17 protein-coding genes and 1 pseudogene are annotated in these 17,974 nt (G+C 70.8%); 5 read left to right on the top strand and 13 right to left on the bottom strand.

What is annotated here, in order from left to right; all coding sequences use genetic code 11:
- Nucleotides 1-69: 69 nt before the first annotated feature.
- Entirely contained in the window at nt 70-942 is an 873-nt protein-coding gene (locus tag AC07AB_RS18970; protein ID WP_478567946.1) for an NmrA family NAD(P)-binding protein, read from the top strand.
- Nucleotides 943-961: 19 nt separating this feature from the next.
- Here AC07AB_RS18970 and AC07AB_RS18965 read toward each other — a convergent pair whose 3' ends face one another.
- A complete protein-coding gene (locus AC07AB_RS18965; protein ID WP_478567944.1) occupies nt 962-1,399 on the bottom strand; it encodes a hypothetical protein in 438 nt (145 codons plus the stop codon).
- A gap of 330 nt (nt 1,400-1,729) precedes the next feature.
- Nucleotides 1,730-2,380 carry a TetR/AcrR family transcriptional regulator gene (locus AC07AB_RS18960; protein ID WP_478567941.1) on the bottom strand — a complete coding sequence of 217 codons (651 nt, stop codon included), beginning with the start codon at nt 2,378-2,380 and terminating at the stop codon, nt 1,730-1,732.
- Between the two features lie 222 nt (nt 2,381-2,602).
- On the opposite strand from AC07AB_RS18960, the gene AC07AB_RS18955 reads away from it, so the two are divergent.
- On the top strand, nt 2,603-3,760 hold the full coding sequence (locus tag AC07AB_RS18955; protein WP_478567939.1) for a serine hydrolase domain-containing protein: 1,158 nt from the start codon (nt 2,603-2,605) through the stop codon (nt 3,758-3,760).
- Between the two features lie 290 nt (nt 3,761-4,050).
- On the opposite strand, the gene AC07AB_RS18950 is transcribed toward AC07AB_RS18955, so the two are convergent.
- Nucleotides 4,051-4,359, bottom strand: a complete 309-nt coding sequence (locus AC07AB_RS18950; protein ID WP_478567936.1) for a type II toxin-antitoxin system prevent-host-death family antitoxin — start codon at nt 4,357-4,359, stop codon at nt 4,051-4,053.
- Between the two features lie 91 nt (nt 4,360-4,450).
- Here AC07AB_RS18950 and AC07AB_RS18945 point away from each other — a divergent pair, with 91 nt between their 5' ends.
- Nucleotides 4,451-4,858 carry a VOC family protein gene (locus tag AC07AB_RS18945; RefSeq protein ID WP_478567933.1) on the top strand — a complete coding sequence of 136 codons (408 nt, stop codon included), beginning with the start codon at nt 4,451-4,453 and terminating at the stop codon, nt 4,856-4,858.
- Between the two features lie 32 nt (nt 4,859-4,890).
- Here AC07AB_RS18945 and AC07AB_RS18940 read toward each other — a convergent pair.
- The 5 genes and pseudogenes from AC07AB_RS18940 to AC07AB_RS18920 form a co-directional block, all read right to left on the bottom strand.
- Nucleotides 4,891-4,992: pseudogene (locus AC07AB_RS18940) on the bottom strand (aminomethyltransferase beta-barrel domain-containing protein); the annotation flags it as partial.
- Between the two features lie 116 nt (nt 4,993-5,108).
- The gene (locus AC07AB_RS18935) at nt 5,109-5,957 is read right to left on the bottom strand and encodes an RloB family protein (protein ID WP_478567930.1); all 849 of its coding nucleotides are present in this window, start codon (nt 5,955-5,957) and stop codon (nt 5,109-5,111) included.
- A complete protein-coding gene (locus AC07AB_RS18930; RefSeq protein WP_478567927.1) occupies nt 5,954-7,228 on the bottom strand; it encodes an AAA family ATPase in 1,275 nt (424 codons plus the stop codon). Before AC07AB_RS18930 ends, AC07AB_RS18935 begins: the two co-directional genes overlap by 4 nt.
- Nucleotides 7,229-7,346: 118 nt before the next feature.
- Nucleotides 7,347-8,495: a tRNA 2-thiouridine(34) synthase MnmA gene (mnmA, locus tag AC07AB_RS18925; RefSeq protein ID WP_478567924.1), complete on the bottom strand. Its 1,149-nt coding sequence runs from the start codon at nt 8,493-8,495 to the stop codon at nt 7,347-7,349.
- A gap of 41 nt (nt 8,496-8,536) precedes the next feature.
- Complete coding sequence (locus tag AC07AB_RS18920; RefSeq protein ID WP_478567921.1) at nt 8,537-9,706, bottom strand: cysteine desulfurase family protein; 1,170 nt, start codon at nt 9,704-9,706, stop codon at nt 8,537-8,539.
- 234 nt (nt 9,707-9,940) lie between these two features.
- Between AC07AB_RS18920 and AC07AB_RS18915 the strand changes: the two genes are divergently transcribed.
- Nucleotides 9,941-10,777 carry an alpha/beta fold hydrolase gene (locus AC07AB_RS18915; protein ID WP_478567918.1) on the top strand — a complete coding sequence of 279 codons (837 nt, stop codon included), beginning with the start codon at nt 9,941-9,943 and terminating at the stop codon, nt 10,775-10,777.
- 117 nt (nt 10,778-10,894) lie between these two features.
- On the opposite strand, the gene AC07AB_RS18910 is transcribed toward AC07AB_RS18915, so the two are convergent.
- Entirely contained in the window at nt 10,895-11,737 is an 843-nt protein-coding gene (locus AC07AB_RS18910) for a thioesterase family protein (protein ID WP_478567915.1), read from the bottom strand.
- Nucleotides 11,738-12,065: 328 nt separating this feature from the next.
- On the opposite strand from AC07AB_RS18910, the gene AC07AB_RS18905 reads away from it, so the two are divergent.
- Nucleotides 12,066-12,671 (top strand): trimeric intracellular cation channel family protein, encoded by a 606-nt coding sequence (locus AC07AB_RS18905; RefSeq protein WP_478568559.1) that lies wholly within the window; start codon nt 12,066-12,068, stop codon nt 12,669-12,671.
- Between the two features lie 147 nt (nt 12,672-12,818).
- Here the strand turns inward: AC07AB_RS18905 and AC07AB_RS18900 are convergent, their stop codons facing one another.
- The 4 genes from AC07AB_RS18900 to AC07AB_RS18885 form a co-directional block, all read right to left on the bottom strand.
- On the bottom strand, nt 12,819-14,267 hold the full coding sequence (locus AC07AB_RS18900) for a M1 family metallopeptidase (protein WP_478567912.1): 1,449 nt from the start codon (nt 14,265-14,267) through the stop codon (nt 12,819-12,821).
- A 299-nt stretch (nt 14,268-14,566) separates the two neighbouring features.
- Entirely contained in the window at nt 14,567-15,682 is a 1,116-nt protein-coding gene (locus tag AC07AB_RS18895) for an ABC transporter ATP-binding protein (protein WP_478567909.1), read from the bottom strand.
- An 11-nt stretch (nt 15,683-15,693) separates the two neighbouring features.
- Nucleotides 15,694-16,791, bottom strand: coding sequence for an ABC transporter ATP-binding protein (locus AC07AB_RS18890; protein ID WP_478567906.1), 1,098 nt, complete (start codon nt 16,789-16,791; stop codon nt 15,694-15,696).
- Nucleotides 16,788-17,786: an ABC transporter permease gene (locus AC07AB_RS18885; protein WP_478567903.1), complete on the bottom strand. Its 999-nt coding sequence runs from the start codon at nt 17,784-17,786 to the stop codon at nt 16,788-16,790. The genes AC07AB_RS18890 and AC07AB_RS18885 overlap by 4 nt, the downstream gene beginning before the upstream one ends.
- Between the last annotated feature and the right edge of the window lie 188 nt (nt 17,787-17,974).

The following is a 17,974-nucleotide window of genomic DNA, read 5'->3' as shown; positions in this document are numbered from 1 at the left end:
CCGTACAAGCCGCGCAGGCCGCGCAGGCCCGCCCATACGGACACCACCCGCGCATCGAAGGAGAACGTCGTGATCGTAGTCACCGGAGCCACCGGAGCCACCGGCAAGATCGGTTCGGAAACCGTTCGGCTGCTCGCCGAGCAGAGCGGCGTGGCTACGAGGGCGCTGGTACGCGACCCGTCCCGCACGCTGGGAGGGCGCTTCCCGGCCGCCGTCGATATCGCCGTCGGCGACTTCGAGCGTACGGACACACTCGACGCTGCCATGCGCGGCGCCCACACCGCTGTACTCATCAGCCCGTCCGTCCCGGAGCACGAGATCGCGGTCATCGACAGCGCCGCCCGGCAGGGCGTGCGGCATGTCGTCAAGATCACCAACCACAAGGCGTCGGAGTCCTCTCCGGTCGACCGGCGACGGGACCACGCGCGGATCGAGGCTCATCTCAAAGCGAGCGGGCTCGAATTCACGCTGCTGGCGCCGAATCTGTTCATGCAGAACCTCTTCGGCGTCGCACCGATGATCAAGCGGACGCGGGGCTTCGTGATGTCGGCCGGCGACGGACGGTTCGCGATGGTCGACTCCCGCGACGTCGCCGCCACCGCGGCCGCCGTCGCCGCCGCGCCGGCCGAACACGCGGGACGCACGTACTTGCTGACGGGCCCCGAGCTGATCACCTACGCCGACGTCGCGAAGGCGCTGACCGACGCGGTGGGGCATGAGATCAAGTACCGCCGGGTCTCCCCCGCCGAACACCGGGCGGCCATGACCCGGGCCGGCGTCCCCGAGGCGGTCGCGACCTCCAACGCGCAGGTGTTCGGCCTCATCGCCGAAGGCGACGCTGCATGGCGGTCCGATGACGTGGCCGCCGTCACCGGCGCCCCTCCGCGCACCGTACGCACCTTCATCGCCGACCACCTCGGCGCCTTCGTCCAGGAACCGTGACCCGCCTTACCCGTCCGCCCTACCCGTCACACGGAGTCGGCGTGATCGGCGGCGTCGCGTCCAGCAGCCAGTGTCCGTCATCGGAACCCACCTGCCACGCCGTGCAAATGGCCTCGCCCTTCGGAGACTTGCCCGTCAGCGTCAGGAAATCGACACCACCGAGACCGCGAATGGACGCCTTCAACCCGCCGGGCTCGGCCTCGTCCAACTGGTCCAGATAGTTCTTCGCGTAGTCGTCGGAAACGCTGCCCTTCGCGAAGAGTTGGTTCAGGCTGTCGGAGTCTTTGCTCCGCGCGGCCTTGAGCACCTGTTCCTCAAGGTCCGTTCGCGATGAGGCCCCTGGCTCCGGGTCGTTGTTTATGAGGAAGACCTCGGCAGCCACCCAGATCGCCAGGGCGGCGAAAATGGCATACGGGAGAAACCGCAGCCGACTCTTCTTTACGGCTTCTCCTGTCACCGCTCCGTCACCCTTCCCGAAACGCAGTCGGGATCATGTGCCATATCGACCCGCGATTACGCTTCACCGTCGCCCCTCGCGCTCGCCGCACGCTCCACCAAACCACCCCCATGAGGCATCCGGTCGCCCCGGTCCCCCTCACTCCGGCCGGAAGCCGCCCCCGCCCAGCCCCGCATACAGGTCGCCCCGCATGCAGGTCGCCTCGCACACAGATCGATGTGAACTACAAGCAGCTGCCCGGCAATAGGGTACCCAGCGCTATAGGTAGTTGATCAGGGGCCTCGACGGATCCGCGGCCGGCTCCCCACACGAGCGGCAAGCGAGGCGGGCTCACTCCTGGCCGGCACCCGGCTCCTGCTCGGCACTCGGCTCCTGGCCTGCACCCGGCCCCCTTTCAGCCCCTGATTCCCTTTCAGCCCCCGGTTCCCGCGCCGGCAGCCCCCGTAGCAGCGTGCCGAGGAAGAGTTCGAAGCGAGGTGCGCTACGGCCGAGGTCCAGGGGGCTCTCCTGGACGGCGAGCCAGCTGACGACGGAGGTGATGAAGATGTACCAGCTCTGTTCGGCCAGTTCGCTTTCCACGCCGGCGTTGGTGAACGCGGCGATGACCTCTTCCCGGAGCCGGCCGAAGGCGGCGGAGTGGCGGTGCGGCCGTGAAGTCCGGGTCGCGTAGCCGGGTACGGCGAGGAACTGGTCGTGCATGGCCCAGGCGACGCGTGCCAGCCACGGCCGCCAGTGGTCGCCGTGCGGGCCCTCGGCGGGGAGGACGCGTTCGACCATGACGTCATTGATGAGGTCGAAGAGCTGGTCGCGGTTCTTGACCCAGCGGTAGAGGGCCCCGTGGGTGACGCCCAGGCGCGTGGCGAGCTCCCGCATGGTCAGCGCGTCGAGGTTCCCGGCCGAGAAGGCGGCGTCGACGATCCGTTCACGGCTGATCTGCGCGGGGCGCCCGGGGCGCTGTCGGGTGGGTGCGGCGTCAGCCATGGCCACGACTATACGGTCCGCCCAACGCCGTCGGGGGGCCGCAGTCCGGCGGCCGTGAAGTACCGATCACGGGCCCCGACGGGCCGCTGCCCAGGGCAGGCATTGCACGGCGAGACGGGGTGGCCAGCACCACACCATCATTTGTAACCAATGGTTATTAACTGCGTTAGGCTCGCCGGTGTCCGACCCGGTCGGACATCACAGCGGCATTGGGAGGAAGCGATGACCGAAGTCAGTGCGATACAGGGCACCGTGGCCGACGGCTTCGAGCTGGTACGGGCCGAGTTCGCGGCGGCCGCGGCCACGGAGGGCGGCGACTACGTCGCGCAGGTGGTGGCGTACCGGAACGGCGAGCGAGTCGTGGACCTGTGGACCGGCCCGGAGATCACCGCCGATTCGCTGCTCGGCGCGTACTCGGCGAGCAAGGGCGCCGCGCACCTGATCGTCGCCCTGCTCGTACAGGACGGTGTACTGGATCCCGACCAGAAGGTCGGCCACTACTGGCCGGAGTTCGCCGTCGAGGGCAAGGGGGACATCCCCCTCCGCGACCTGCTGTCGCACCGGGCCGGTCTGGTCGGCGCGGACGCCGGGTTCACCCTCGACGAGCTCGCAGACGACCGGATCGTCGCCGAACGGCTGGGCCGGCAGCGGCCGTATTGGCGGCCGGGCAGCGCGTTCGGCTACCACGCGCTGGTCATCGGAGCGCTGAGCGGCGAAGTCGTACGGCGGGCCACCGGGCGGACCGTTCAGGAGCACTTCGCCGAGCGCGTCCGCGACGCCTACGAGGTGGACTTCCACCTCGGGCTGCCGGCCGACCAGGAGCCCCGCTACCTGAGCGCGCGGCCGGCGGTGGCGACCCCCGAGCGGCTGGCCGCCCTCGCGGCGCGCGCGACGGGCGCGCACAGCCTGCCCGGCATCGCCTTCAACCGGAACCACCCGGACAACCCGGAGCTGTGGAAGTTGCCGAACTTCCCTGCGGTACGGGCCCTCGGCCCGGCATCCCTGGGCGGCGTGGCCTCGGCGCGCGGCCTGGCCCGGATGTACGCGGCCGCGATCAGCGAGGTCGACGGTCGGGCGCCGCTGCTGAAGCCGGACACCGCCGCCGCCTTCGCGCAGATCCACTCCATCGGCTACGACCTGGTCAACCGCGAGCGGAAGGCGTTCGCGGTCGGCTTCCACGCCACGTCCGAGGTGTATCCGGTGCTGGGACAGGGAGCGTTCGGCCACAGCGGCGCGGGCGGCCAGCAGGCGTTCGCCGACCCGCGCCACGGCCTGGCCTACGGCTTCAACCGCCGCCGCTTCCCGTTCCCCAACGGACCGGCCCCGGAGAACGAGCGCCTGATCCGGGCACTGGTGACCTCGGCCGAGGCGCTGCGCTGAGGGGCGACGGGTAAAGGGCGCACGAGACGAAGCGGGGGCCTCAGCCGATGCGACCGAGGGCCATCACCGTGACGATGACATCGCTGCCGCTCATGCGTGGTGCTGGCACCGGTATCGACCGACTGCTATGCGTCGGAATCCAGCGCCGTCCATGGCTCGGCTGTTCGCGGGGTGAGGGTCCCGCGCGAGCCCGGCGACCGCCGCCTTCAGCGGTCGCACCCCTTCCGGATCGTCTTTGAGGAACCTGGCGAGGGCCGTCCGCGCGCTGGACTCCCAGGTCACGTTGTACCTCACACGTTCCCCGGCTCCGCGTCCAGTTCCTCGGTCGTACGGCAGCCGCAGTCGACCCCCGGGGGCGGCTTGACCGGGCCGAACCGGCACCCCTCCCGCTGATGCTCGGCGTGGCGCAGCGCCGCGACAGCGGCCTCCAGTTCTTCGAGGAGCTCCCAGGACAGCACGGCCGCCACAGGTTCGCCGTTCTCGGTCAGCGCCGTCGGAATCCCGGTCGCCCGGACCCGGCTGATGATGGTTTCGAGAGAGGCGGCCGCGGTGGCCGTGCCCTCGGTCGGCAACTCGGAGAGTCGGTCGAGAATGTCCACGTCGTGACGGTAGAAACCGGGGTGCCGAAGCACAAGCTCGCCAGGCCGGGCCGGCCGACCGCTGAAGCGCCGGCCGGGGCATCATTCCCGGATGACGCATATCGGAATGGTGACCCTCGTCGTGCGTGACTACGACGAGGCCATCGCCTTCTACGTGGACGCTCTCGGCTTCGAACTCGTCGAAGACACGCGCATCGACGAGCGGAAACGCTGGGTGGTGGTCGCTCCGCCCGGGGCGCGGGAGACGGCGGTGCTCCTCGCCCGGGCCGACGGCCCCGCCCAGGAGGCACGGGTGGGCGACCAGACGGGCGGGCGTGTCGGGCTGTTTCTCCACACCGATGATTTCGCACGGGACCACGCCCGGATGCGGGCAGCCGGTGTCGTCTTCGAGGAGGCTCCCCGGCAGGAGTCCTACGGCACGGTGGCCGTCTTCCAGGACCTGTACGGAAACCGCTGGGATCTGCTCCAGCTACGCCGCGACGGGCACCCCGCCGTCTGAGTCGTCCGGACGGCAGGGCATTCCCCTTACGCTCAGACCGCCGCCGAGACCCGCTCCGTCGTCGCGATCGTCGCCGACCCCACCACCCGCGCGCCGTCGTACAGGACGATCGCCTGGCCAGGGGCCACGCCCCGCCCCCCTTGGTGCATCAACCCCACGGACCGGTGTCGACTTCACGCCGACGGAGAGCACAGGACGAAAGCCCTTCTTGCCGACAGGACAGGTCCACGATGCCCGAGCCGGCTCGTCGCTACTCGATGCCCAGACTCACCAGCAGCCGCCAGACATCGGTGGACGGGTCCCGGCCGAGCATCGGGCAATCTGGGGCGTGACCGGAGCGGGCGGTCCATGTGCCGGGGGCCTTGACAGACGGCTTGCTGTTCGGCGACCGGAGTTTGGCGTTCTTCGCCTTGCAGGCACCGTGCTCGCACTGGTTGACCAGGCTCCTCGCGTGAGCGATGGCCTCGGCCTCCTTCTCATTCAGCGCTTCCCGCCGAGCACCCATGACGCTCTTATCGTTGCCCTTGTCGAACCGCTTGAAATCCGTGTGGGCCTGCCGAAGCTTCTTCACGACATTCTCGTTGCTACCGCTCTGCGCCCCGCCGAAAGCCTGAAAATGCAGCAGCAACCACAGGTCGAAGGACGGGTGCGAGAAGCAGACCTCGGTACCGTCCGCGGCCGCGTCCTCGACGGCCTGCGGAATGTCGTGATGCTCGTCCCGGTCGAACAGGACCCAGGTCTCATCCTCCGCCGCTTTGTCGCGTACGGCCGCCACGGCCCTGGAAGGCGTCAGACCGTTCTTGACGTAGACCGGCTGGATTCTGAACGGCCGCCGCAGGTCACCCCCGGCGCCATGGATTCTGAACGGCCGCCGCAGGTCGCCCCCCGCGCCGAACCGCTCGTTGAGGTATCTCAGATAGTCCGGCTCCGTGGATTCCCCCTCGCAGCCGACGTACAGCACCCGTTGTGCCCGCGACTCGGCCGGGGGCGGCGGCTGGTACGGCTCCAGCGGGCGCGCGTCCCCCTTCGCGCTACGGCGTGCCCGACGCCGCTCCGCCTTGCTCATGTTCTGGTTCTGCTGTCCGCCCCACTCGCTCACGCTGTCGCCTTCGCCTCCTGCCAGGACAGAGCGCGGGCGATCTCGCCCGCGGTGACACGCGGCACCCCGCCGTACCGGCCGCGCAGGTAGCCGCGTTCCAGGTCTTCGCCGTCGCCCGGGTGCGCCGCGAGGAGGGGATAGAGCTCGGTCTCCCCGGCTTTGTTCTTCGCGGCGATCCACACCTGCTCACGGTCGAGCGGCCGGTCCAGGACCGCGCTGCCCAGCAGCGTGGCGTCATGCGTGGCGAAGATCAGCTGGGCGTGGCGCGGATTGGACCGCGGGTCCTGGAAAAGTCGTACGACTTCCGCCGCCAGCGTGGGGTGGAGGCTGGAGTCCAGCTCGTCCACGAGCAGTGTCGTGCCTTTGTCGAGCACGCTGAGCATCGGGCCGAGGAAGGCGAACCAGGCGTGCGTGCCGAACGATTCCTCGCCCAGGAATTCCAATGGCACGTCCCCCCCGTCCGGGGCGCGGTGCCGCAGTCGGATGCCGCCCGTCTCAGGGTGGATATCGAGTCCGGTGAGGCCGAGGTCGGCGAGGGACAGCAGCTCGACGATCCGTTCTCGGTACTTGTCCCTGGTCTTCGGCCCGGTGAGCAGGTCCTGCGTCCAGTTGGTCCGGTCGGCGATGTCGGCGCCCGGCGTCACCATCCACAGGTTGTCCAGGAACCACCGGTGCAGCGCGGAAAGTTGAGGATGGTTCAGCGTGGCACCGGTGGACAGGAACAGGGCATTGGGCCGGGTCGCCGCGACCACGTCGTCGCGCCGCTGGAATCCGTCCCCTTCGAAGGCGTACTCTCCGCCTTCCTCCTCGGCCCGGTCCGCCTCCCGATCGAACCAGATCTCTCGCTCACCGCCCGGGTAGGCGTGCAGCCACTCGGCCTCCACGCGCTCGTCCGAGAGCTCGAAGCCGTAGGTGTAGCGCACCGGGTTCCGGCCCAGGATCAGGTCCACCTCGAAGAGAGTGGTCTCTTCCGCGCACGCCGGATCGAGCTTGAACGGCTGTCGCGCGGGAATGCCCGGGTATTTCGCCCAGTCGGCAAAGGAGGTACGCACCGCGGAGCGCATGTCGCGCATCGCGTTCAGCAGATTGGTCTTGCCCGATGCGTTGGCCCCGAATACACCCACCACGGGCATGGCAGGCACCGGCCGGTCGTTGTATCGCAGACCGGTGTCGCGAGCCGGTCCTTCACCGACCTCGGTGCCGATCAGCGACAGCTCGCACTCATCACGAATCGAGCGGTGATTGGCCACCCTGAAACGCAGCAGCACCATCGGCCTCCCGACAAGACGGGGAGGCTGCCCCCGTCGTACACACAGCTACAGCGGACGATCCGCAGAGGCAGCCTATGACGGCTGCCCAGGCGGAGCCAGTCCTGAGCAGTCTTGAGGCTCAGACCGCCGCCGAGACCCGCTCCGTCGTCGCGATCGTCGCCGACCCCACCACCCGCGCGCCGTCGTACAGGACGATCGCCTGGCCAGGGGCCACGCCCCGGACCGGCTCCGTGAAGGTGACCGCCAGCTCCGAGCCGTCGATCAACTCGGCGCGGACCTCCGTCTCGCCGCCGTGGGCGCGGAGCTGGGCGGTGTACGTACCGGGGCCGGTGGGCGGGGCGCCGCACCAGCGGGGCTTGATGGCGGTGAGGGCGGTGACGTCCAGGGCCTCGGCGGGGCCGACCGTCACCCGGTTGTCGACGGGTGAGATGTCCAGGACGTAGCGCGGCTTGCCGTCCGGGGCCGGGGTGCCGATGCGCAGGCCCTTGCGCTGGCCGATGGTGAAGCCGAAGGCGCCCTCGTGGCTGCCGACCTTGGCCCCGGACTCGTCGACGATGTCGCCCTCCGCCGCGCCGAGGTGGCGGGCGAGGAAGCCCTGGGTGTCGCCGTCGGCGATGAAGCAGATGTCGTGGCTGTCGGGCTTCTTCGCGACGGCGAGCCCGCGCCGCTCGGCCTCGGCGCGGATCTCCTCCTTCGTCGTGAGGGTGTCGCCCAGCGGGAACATGGCGTGGGCGAGCTGCTTCTCGTCCAGGACGCCGAGCACGTACGACTGGTCCTTGGCCATGTCGGAGGCGCGGTGCAGTTCGCGTTCGCCGGATCCGGTCCGTACGACCGTGGCGTAGTGGCCGGTGCAGACCGCGTCGAAGCCCAGCGCCAGCGCCTTGTCCAGCAGCGCCGCGAACTTGATCTTCTCGTTGCAGCGCAGGCAGGGGTTGGGCGTCCGGCCGGCCTCGTACTCCGCGATGAAGTCGTCGACGACGTCCTCGCGGAAGCGTTCGGCGAGGTCCCAGACGTAGAAGGGGATGCCGATGACGTCCGCCGCGCGGCGCGCGTCCCGCGAGTCCTCGATGGTGCAGCAGCCGCGCGCGCCCGTACGGAAGGACTGCGGGTTCGCGGACAGCGCCAGGTGGACGCCGGTCACATCGTGGCCGGCCTCGGCGGCGCGGGCGGCGGCGACGGCGGAGTCGACGCCGCCGGACATCGCGGCGAGTACGCGCAGCCGGGAGCCGTCGCGGGGACCAGTGGGCGCACCAGGGAAGTCAGTCATAGCCCGTCCAGGGTAACGGGCCCCGGCGCCTCAAGGTCGCGCTATGACAGCCCCGCCGAGCGGGCCCGCTCCACCACCGGGCCGATGGCGTCCGCCACCACCGCGACGTCCGCCTCCGTGGACGTGTGGCCGAGCGAGAAGCGCAGCGTGCCGCGCGCCAGCTCGCGGTCGGTGCCGGTGGCGAGGACCACGTGGCTGGGCTGCGCGACGCCGGCCGTGCAGGCGGAGCCCGTGGAGCACTCGATGCCCTGGGCGTCGAGGAGGAGGAGCAGGGAGTCGCCCTCGCAGCCCGGGAAGGAGAAGTGCGCGTTGGCGGGGAGGCGGCCCGCCGGGTCGGGGTCGCCGCCGAGGATCGCGTCGGGGACGGCGGCGCGTACGGCCGTGATCAGTTCGTCGCGCAGCGCGCCGACCTCGCGGGCGAAGCTCTCCCGGTGCTCGGCCGCGTACTGGCCGGCGACGGCGAAGGCGGTGATCGCCGGAACGTCGAGGGTGCCGGAGCGCACATGGCGCTCCTGGCCGCCGCCGTGCAGCAGCGGCACAGGGGCGTACTGGCGGCCGAGGAGCAGCGCGCCGATGCCGTACGGGCCGCCGATCTTGTGGCCGCTCACCGTCATGGCGGCGAGCCCGGACGCCGCGAAGTCGACGTCGGCCTGACCGAACGCCTGGACGGCGTCGGCATGCATGGGGATGTCGAACTCCCGCGCCACACCGGCCAGTTCACGCACCGGCATGATCGTGCCGATCTCGTTGTTGGCCCACATGACAGTGATCAGCGCCACGTCGGCAGGGTCGCGCTCGATCGCCGCGCGCAGCGTGTCGGGGTGGACCCGCCCGTACCTGTCGACGGGCAGGTACTCCACCCGCGCGCCCTCGTGCTCGGCGAGCCAGTCGACGGCGTCGAGCACGGCGTGGTGCTCGACGGGGCTGGCGAGTACGCGCGTACGGGCCGGGTCGGCGGCGCGCCGGGCCCAGTACAGGCCCTTGACGGCGAGGTTGTCGGATTCGGTGCCGCCCGCGGTGAAGACCACCTCGCTGGGGCGCGCGCCGAGGCAGGCGGCGAGGGATTCGCGGGACTCCTCGACGGTGCGGCGCGCCCGCCGCCCGGCGGCGTGCAGCGAGGAGGCGTTGCCGGCGACGGCGAGCTGGGCGGTCATCGCCCGCACCGCCTCGGGGAGCATCGGCGTGGTGGCGGCGTGGTCGAGGTAGGCCATGGTGGGGACGATTCTACGAGCCGGGGCGGGGACCCGTACCGGGCGCATCGGCACAGGCGGCTCCGAATGCCCGGAGCGCGGTGGAGCCGGGGCGGCGAGCAGCGCCCGAAGCCGCACCGGAGCGGGCGCGTACGACCGGGTCCGGAGCGGTGCGGAACGGTGCGGTGCAGAGCGGAGCTGCCGCTGCCGCCGCCGGACATTGACTGCGCGTAATGAGTCACTAGGGTTTGACCTATGACCGAATGGACGCTCGACCGCACCTACCGCAGCTCCACCGGAGAGGTCCGCTGGGCCGTGCTCGGGGACCCCGCCGCGCCGCCCGTGGTGCTGCTGCACGGCACACCCTTCTCCTCCTACGTCTGGCGCGGCGTCGCGCGCTCACTGGCGCAGCAGGGGTACCGGGTCTTCGTGTGGGACATGCCCGGCTACGGGACGTCGGAGCAGACCGAGGGGCAGGACGTCACGCTCGGCGCCCAAGCGAGGGTCTTCACCGAGCTGCTCGCGCACTGGGAGCTCGATGAACCGCTGGTCGTCGCGCACGACTACGGCGGCTGCGTGGCGCTGCGCGCCCGGCTGCTGCACGGGGCCCGCTACCGCGCGCTGGCGCTCGTGGACCCGGTGGCGCTCGCGCCGTGGGGCTCGCCCACCTACCGGCTGCTGGGGGCGCACGCCGAGGTCTTCGGGCAGCTGCCGCCCGCGCTGCACCGGGCGCTCGTACGGGAGTACGTGAGCTCCGCCAGTCACCGGGGGCTGCACCCCGCGACCCTGGAGCGGCTCGTCGAACCGTGGACCGGGGAGGCGGGGCAGCCCGCCTTCTACCGGCAGATCACACAGAACGACCAGCGGTTCACCGACGACATCCAGGGCCGGTACGGAGAGCTGGACCTGCCGGTGCTCATCTGCTGGGGCACGGCGGACGCCTGGATTCCGGTCGCCAAGGGGCACGAGCTGGCCGCCGCCGTGCCGGGCGCGCGGCTGCGGCTCATCGAGGGGGCGGGGCACTTGGTGCAGGAAGACGCACCAGCCGAACTCGCCGCCGCGCTCCTCGACTTCCTCCGCGACCAGGGCTGAACCCGGCCGGCTCCCTCGCCACCCGACGCTGATCCGTCAGGCCCGCCGGGTCCGTCGGGTCCATCGGGTCCGTCAGGTCCGTCAGGTCCGTCAGGTCCGTCAGGTCCGTCAGGTCCGTCAGTCCATCATCGGGCGGGCCAGCTGGCGGGACTGGGCTACGAGACGGTCCGCGCTGTCCCATATCTCGGCGTCCTCCTCCATGAAGCCGCCCGCGAGGTTGCGGGTGGTCAGGGCGACGCGCAGCGGGCCGGGGGCGGGGCGGCAGCGGATGTGGGCGGTCAGCTCGATGGTGGGGACCCAGCCCTTGAGCCCCAGTTCGAAGGCGGTGGGCGGCATCGCGTCCACGGCCAGCAGCAGCGCCAGCGGGTCGGGGTCGCGCCCGTCGGCGAGGCCGAACCAGCCGCGTATCTCGCCCAGGCCGCTGGGCGAGCCGACGGCCCAGCCGCAGGTGGCGGGGTCGAGCCGGATGTCGAGGCGGTCCGCGATCTCACTGACGTCGGGGACCTCGCCGTCGTGCCGGCTCAGGCAGCGCTCGTACGGGGGCAGGTTCGGCGGCTTGGCCGCGGTGCGGACGTCGTCGGTGAGCGCGTCGAGGTCGCCGTGGGTGGCGAGGGCGCGGAGCCGTTCCACCTCGTTGCCGTCCTCGTCGCGCTGGAAGAGGGACGCCTGGCCGACGGAGAGCGTACGGCCGATGCGTACGGTCTGGGTGCGGATGACGGCGGGGCCGGGGCGGGACGCCGAGAGGTAGTGCGCGGTGATGGAGTACGGGTCGGGGTGCGGCAGCGCGTCGCCGAGCGCGCGGCCGAGCAGTGCGAGCAGGAAGCCGCCGTTGACCGCGCCGAAGATCGTCCAGCCGAGCGAGAGGTTCGCCTCGTACACCCCGCTCTCGCGGAGTGTGAGCGTCGAATCGCGGTCGAATTCGCTGACGAACGCGCTGTCCCCGATGGTTGCCTGTGCCATGCACCGCACGCTACACCGAGAGGTTACCGACAGGTAAGGGCAATCGGCGGCAGGCTCCTGACCGGCGGGTACGAGCGACTGGCCGGCCCCGTACGAGCGACTGGCTGCCCCCGTACGGGCAGCTGACCGCCCCCGTACGAGCGACTAGCCGGCCCCGTACGGGCAGCTGACCGGCCCCCTACGGGCACCACGAAGCAGCCCGTACGGGCGCCACGAAGCGGCGCTTACAGAACCGCCGACCGGCCGGTGCGAGAGCCCGGTCGGCCCGGCGGAGGCCGCCGCACCGCGGAAGTCCGGAATGTTCCCGGAGCCTGAGATGATGACGCCCATGCTTCACGTGCTCTACCTGGTGGGTGTCTCCGCTTTCGCCGCGAGCGGGGTACTGGCGGCCCACCGGGCCAACATGGACCCCTTCGGCGGGCTCGTCCTCGCCTTCGCCGCCGCGATCTCCGGCGGCACCCTCCGCGACCTCATCCTCAACCGGCATCCGCTGTACTGGACCCACGACTGGGTGCTGCTCACGATCATCGCCTGTGTGGGCGCCGCGACCATGGCGTTCCTGCGCTATCGCGAGCTGCCGCAGCGCACGCTGCTGTTCGTGGACGCCGTGGGCCTCTCCGTCGTCACCGTGATCGGCGCTCGCGCCGCCATCGGCGCGGGCGCCACCCCCGTCGCGGTGCTCATCCTCTCCGTGCTCACCGGAGTGGCCGGCGAGGTCATCCGGGACGTACTGTGCGGCGAGTTCCCGCCGCTGCTGCTGCGCGAGGACGTGTACGCGACCGCCGCGCTGGCCGGGGCCCTCTGCTACCTCCTGCTCGACCGGGCCGGGGTCGCGGCCACGCCCGCGGCGGTGGCCTCCGCGGGGGCGGTCTTCGCGCTGCGCATGGGAGCGATGTACTTCGGGCTGCACCTGCCCCGACCGCGCCGGACCTGAGAACCCGCACCCACCCCGGCCACGCCGGACCTGAGAGCCCGTGTCACCTCCCTGGCTCCGAGCGGCGCGCGCCCCCACCAGTCCGCATCGGGCCGGGCCCTCCCCCTCCAGGGGCGGGGCCCGGCCCTTCTCACAAGTCCCCGACGACTACGGCGCGCTCGGCGAACCCGGCTTGCCCGGCTTGCCCGGCTTGCTCGGCTTGCTCGGCTTGCTCGGCTTGCTCGGCTGGTAGATCCACGTTTCGAAGAGCCCGTCGAGCGACTGGCCCGAGATCTCCTCGGCGAGGTCCACGAAGTCGTCGACCTCCGCGTTCCCGTACCGGTTCTCCTCGGTCCACGCGGGCAGCAGCTTGAAGAACGCCTTGTCGCCGATCCGCTCGCGCAGCGCCTGAAGCGCCATGGCGCCGCGCTGGTAGACCGCGCTGGCGAACATCGTGTCGCGCTGCGGGTCCGCGACGACGGTCGTCCAGAACTTGTCGGCGGCCGGGTAGCGGTTGTACGCGGTGACGAAGGAGTCGTGCGCGGAGCCGCGGCCCTTGTGCTCGGTCCACAGCCACGACGCGTAGGTGGCGAAGCCCTCGTTGAGCCAGATGTCCTTCCACTTCTCGACCGACACCGAGTCGCCGAACCACTGGTGCGCCAGTTCGTGGGCGATGGTGCCCTCGCTGCGCACGGCCGAGTAGATCGGCTTGGACTGGGTCTCCAGCGAGAAGCCCGCCTGCGGCATGTCGTCGACGATCGCGCCGGTCTCCTCGAAGGGGTACGGGCCGAAGACCTTGGACCAGTAGTCGGTGATCTCGGAGGTCAGGCCGTAGACGTCGACCTGCCCCGAGTTCTTGAGCACGGGGTCGATCGCCACGTAGACCGGCGTGCCGCCGGGCGTCGTCCCGGTCCGCACGTCGAACTTCCCGATCGTGGCGGTCGCGAGGTACGTCGCCATCGGCTTGGACTCCCGCCAGTGGCTGACGGTGTCGGAGCCCACGTCCCGGGTCGAGACCAGCCGCCCGTTGGAGACCCCGGTCAGTCCCTTGGGCGCCTTGATCCGGATGTCGAAGGTGGCCTTGTCGGAGGGGTGGTCGCTGGACGGGAACCAGGTGGAGGCCGCGTTGGGCTCACACGCGACGAAGACGCCGTCCTTGGTCTTCATCCAGCCGTAGTCGGAGCCGAAGATGATGGGACCGCCGAGCGGCTCGGGCACGCCGCCGTAGGTGACGGTGACATCGAAGGTGTGCCCCTGGTGCAGATAGCTCTTCGGCGTGATCTTGACTTCGTCACCGGAGCGGCTGAAGCCGGCCCGTCTGCCGTTCACTTCGACGGCGGTGACCTCCAGTTTCTGGAGGTCGAGGTCGAAGGAGGAGAGATTCTTGGTCGCTCGCGCGGTGACGGTCGTACGGCCGTCGAGCCGGTCGGTGTCCGGGTTGTACCCGACGTCGAGGTCGTAGTGCCTGACGTCGTAACCACCGTTGCCGAGCTGCGGGAAGTAGGGGTCCCCGACGCCCGGCGCGCCGGGCGAGGGGGCGGGGGCCGCTGAGATCACCCAGGCGGAGGCCGCCGCGGTGGCGAGGGCGAGGAGCCTGGTCGAACGGGAGAGTGCCATGAGCTGTCCCTTCGAACGCGTGAGCCCAATGGAGCAGACGCGCCGACTCTGCACTCTCCCGTACCGCCATGCGCACGGCTTTGCCAACTCGTCATGAACCACAGGGCGGTTGAGGGATGACGCCGCCAGTACGCGCGCCAGTCCCCGCCCGTACGGCGAGCCAGCACCCGCCCGTACGCGCGCCGGCCCCCGCCCCTACGCCCGTACGCGCGCCAGTCCCCGCCCCTACGCCCGTACGCGGCCGACGCCCGTACGCCCGTAAGCCGCCCCCGCCCACGCGACCCCTACTCCGCCGGCCCCTACTCCGCCGGCCCCTCCTTGGGAGTCGTCGACGTCACCACATCCGACTCCGGCTGGAGCTTCTTGGTGCTCGCCGGCGCCTGGTCCGGGGCGTTCTCCGGGTGGTGGCAGGCCACCCGGTGGCCGGTCTTGAGCGCCAGCAGCGGCGGCTCCTCGGTGGAGCAGATATCCGTGGCCTTCCAGCACCGGGTGCGGAACCGGCAGCCGGAGGGCGGATTGATCGGCGAGGGCACGTCGCCCTTGAGCAGGATCCGCCCGCTCTCGGCCGACTTCCGCCTGGGGTCCGGCACCGGCACGGCGGAGAGCAGCGCCCGGGTGTAGGGGTGCATCGGCGACTCGTAGAGCGACTTGCGGTCGGTCAGCTCCACGATCTTGCCGAGGTACATGACCGCGATCCGGTCCGAGACGTGCCGGATCACCGAGAGGTCGTGGGCGATGATCACATACGTCAGGCCCAGCTCCGCCTGGAGGTCGTCCAGGAGGTTGACGACCTGCGCCTGGATGGAGACGTCCAGCGCGGAGACCGGCTCGTCGGCGACCACCAGCTTGGGGCTGAGCGCGAGCGCGCGGGCGATGCCGATGCGCTGGCGCTGACCGCCGGAGAACTCGTGCGGATAGCGGTTGTAGTGCTCGGGGTTGAGGCCGACGCGCTCCAGCGTCGCCTGCACCGCGCTCTTGACGCCGCCCTCCGGGGTGATGCCCTGGAGCTTGTACGGCGCGCTGACGATCGTGCCGACCGTATGGCGCGGGTTCAGCGAGGAGTACGGGTCCTGGAAGATCATCTGCACATCGCGGCGCATCGGGCGCATGGCGCCGACCCCGAGGTGCGTGATGTCCTTGCCCTCGAACTCCACCTTGCCGCCGGTGGGTTCGAGCAGCCGGGTGATCAGCCGGCCCATGGTCGACTTGCCGCAGCCCGACTCGCCCACCACGCCCAGGGTCTCCCCCGGCAGCACGTCGAAGGTGAGGCCGTCCACGGCCTGCACCGCGCCGACCTGGCGGCGCAGCAGCCCCTTGGTGATCGGGAAGTGCTTGACCAGGCCCTCGACCCTGAGCAGCGGCTCGGCCGAGGGGTCCGCCTTCTGCTTCGGGGTCGTCAGCTCTTTTTCCGGCACGGCGTCGTCCTTCACAGCTTGGGCGCAATCTCTTCGGTCCAGATCCGCGTCCGCTCTTCCTGCGACATGTGGCAGGCCGAGTGGTGCCCGTCGGCGACCTGCCGCAGCTCCGGCCGCTCGGTGCGGGTGATCCCGTCCTTGGGGATGTCCGCGTACGGGCAGCGCGGGTTGAAGGCGCAGCCGGAGGGCACGTTGATGAGGCTGGGCGGGGAGCCCTTCACCGGGATCAGCCGCTCGGTCTGGTCGCGGTCGATGCGCGGCATCGAGCCCAGCAGGCCCCAGGTGTAGGGGTGCTGCGGCTCGTAGAAGACCTGCTCGGCGGGGCCACGCTCCACGCACCGGCCGCCGTACATCACCAGGATGTCGTCGGCCAGCTCGGCGACGACGCCGAGGTCGTGGGTGATGATGATGACCGCGGAGCCGAACTCCTTCTGGAGGTCGCGGATGAGGTCGAGGATCTGCGCCTGGACGGTGACGTCGAGGGCGGTCGTCGGCTCGTCGGCGATGAGCAGTTCGGGGTTGTTGACGAGCGCCATCGCGATCATCGCGCGCTGCCGCATGCCGCCGGAGAACTGGTGCGGGTAGTCGTCGACCCGCTTGTCGGGCTGCGGGATGCCGACCCGGTCGAGCAGTTCGACGGCGCGCTTGCGGGCGGCCTTCTTGTCGACCTTGTTGTGGACCCGGTACGCCTCGACGATCTGCTGGCCGATGGTGTAGTAGGGGTGCATGGCGGACAGCGGGTCCTGGAAGATCATCGCCATCTCGCGGCCGCGCAGCCGCCGTACCTCGTCGGGGTCGGCGGTCAGCAGCTCCTTGCCGTCCAGCCACAGCTCGCCGGAGATCCGGGCCTTGCCGCGTCCGTACTGGCCGACGGTGTGCAGCCCCATGATCCCCAGCGAGGTCACCGACTTGCCGGAGCCGGACTCGCCGACGATGCCGAGCGTCTTGCCCCGCTCCAGCTGGAAGGAGAGCCCGTCGACGGACTTGACGACGCCGTCCTCGGTCGGGAAGTGGATGCGCAGGTCGCGCACTTCGAGGAAGGCGCTGGGGGCCGACGAATCGGCCGGTACGGGCTCGCCGACGGCGCCACTCCTGGTCAGGTCGCTCACGTGAGCCTCACTCGCGGGTCGATCACGGCGTACAGCAGGTCCACGACGAGGTTGGCCATGACCACGGCGGCCGCCGCGATGAGTGTCACGCCGAGGATCAGCGGCAGGTCCTTGTCGCTGATCGCCTTCACCGCGGCCTGGCCGAGGCCGGGCAGGTTGAAGGTGGTCTCGGTGAGGATCGCGCCGCCGAGCACGGCGCCGAGGTCCAGACCGAGGATGGTGAGAATCGGCGTCATCGTGGAGCGGAGCGCGTGCTTGCCGATGACCACGGGTTCCCGCAGGCCCTTGGCGCGGGCGGTGCGGATGTAGTCCTCGCCGAGGATTTCCAGCATGGTGGCTCTGGTGAGCCGGGCGTACATGGCGGCGTAGAGGAAGGCCAGCGTGATCCAGGGCAGGATCAGGCCGCCGAACCATTTCAGCGGGTCATCGGCGAAGGGCGTGTACTCGCCGTCCACCCACCCCAGCCCGTACGAGAAGATCGCCAGCGACACCAGGCCGGTGAAGTAGATCGGCAGCGAGACGCCGGCGAGGGCGACGGTCATGGCGGTGCGGTCCACGGCGGTGCCCCGCTTGAGCGCGGAGAGGATGCCGGTGGAGACGCCGCCGAGCAGCCAGAGCACGCACGCGCCCGCGGCGAGCGACATGGTGACGGGCAGCCGGTCCTGGAGCACCGGCCAGACGGCCTGTTCGGTGCGGAAGGAGTAGCCGAAGCAGGGCGCGGCGCAGTGCACGACGTCGCCGTCGCTGGAGTAGTCGCGGCCCGCGAAGATGCCGCTGACGAAGTGCCAGAACTGCATGAAGATCGGGTCGCCGAGACCCAGCTTCTGCCGGATGCCCTCGATGGCCGCGGGGTCCGCCTGCTTGCCGACGAAGAGCGTGGCGGGGTCGGTTCCGGTGAGCTTCGGAACCGCGAAGAAGATGCCGAAGGTCACCAGGGTGACCACCAGCAACATCACGATGACGGCGATCAGCCGCCGGATGATATAAGCGAACACTGCGGTCGGCCCGGCGGTGGGGGGGGGGGGGGGGGGGGGGGGGGGGGGGGGGGGGGGGGGGGGGAGGGGAAGGGGGGGGGGGGGGGGGGGGGGGGGGGGGAGGGGGGGGGGGGAGGAGGGGGAGGGGGGGGGGGGGGGTGATCAGGGCCGAGCCGTCGAGGCGCCGGCTTAGGTCCCAGGGGATCGTC

It is taken from the genome of Streptomyces sp. NPDC044033 (assembly GCF_056434425.1).
This window is presented reverse-complemented; position numbering and strand designations above follow the sequence as displayed.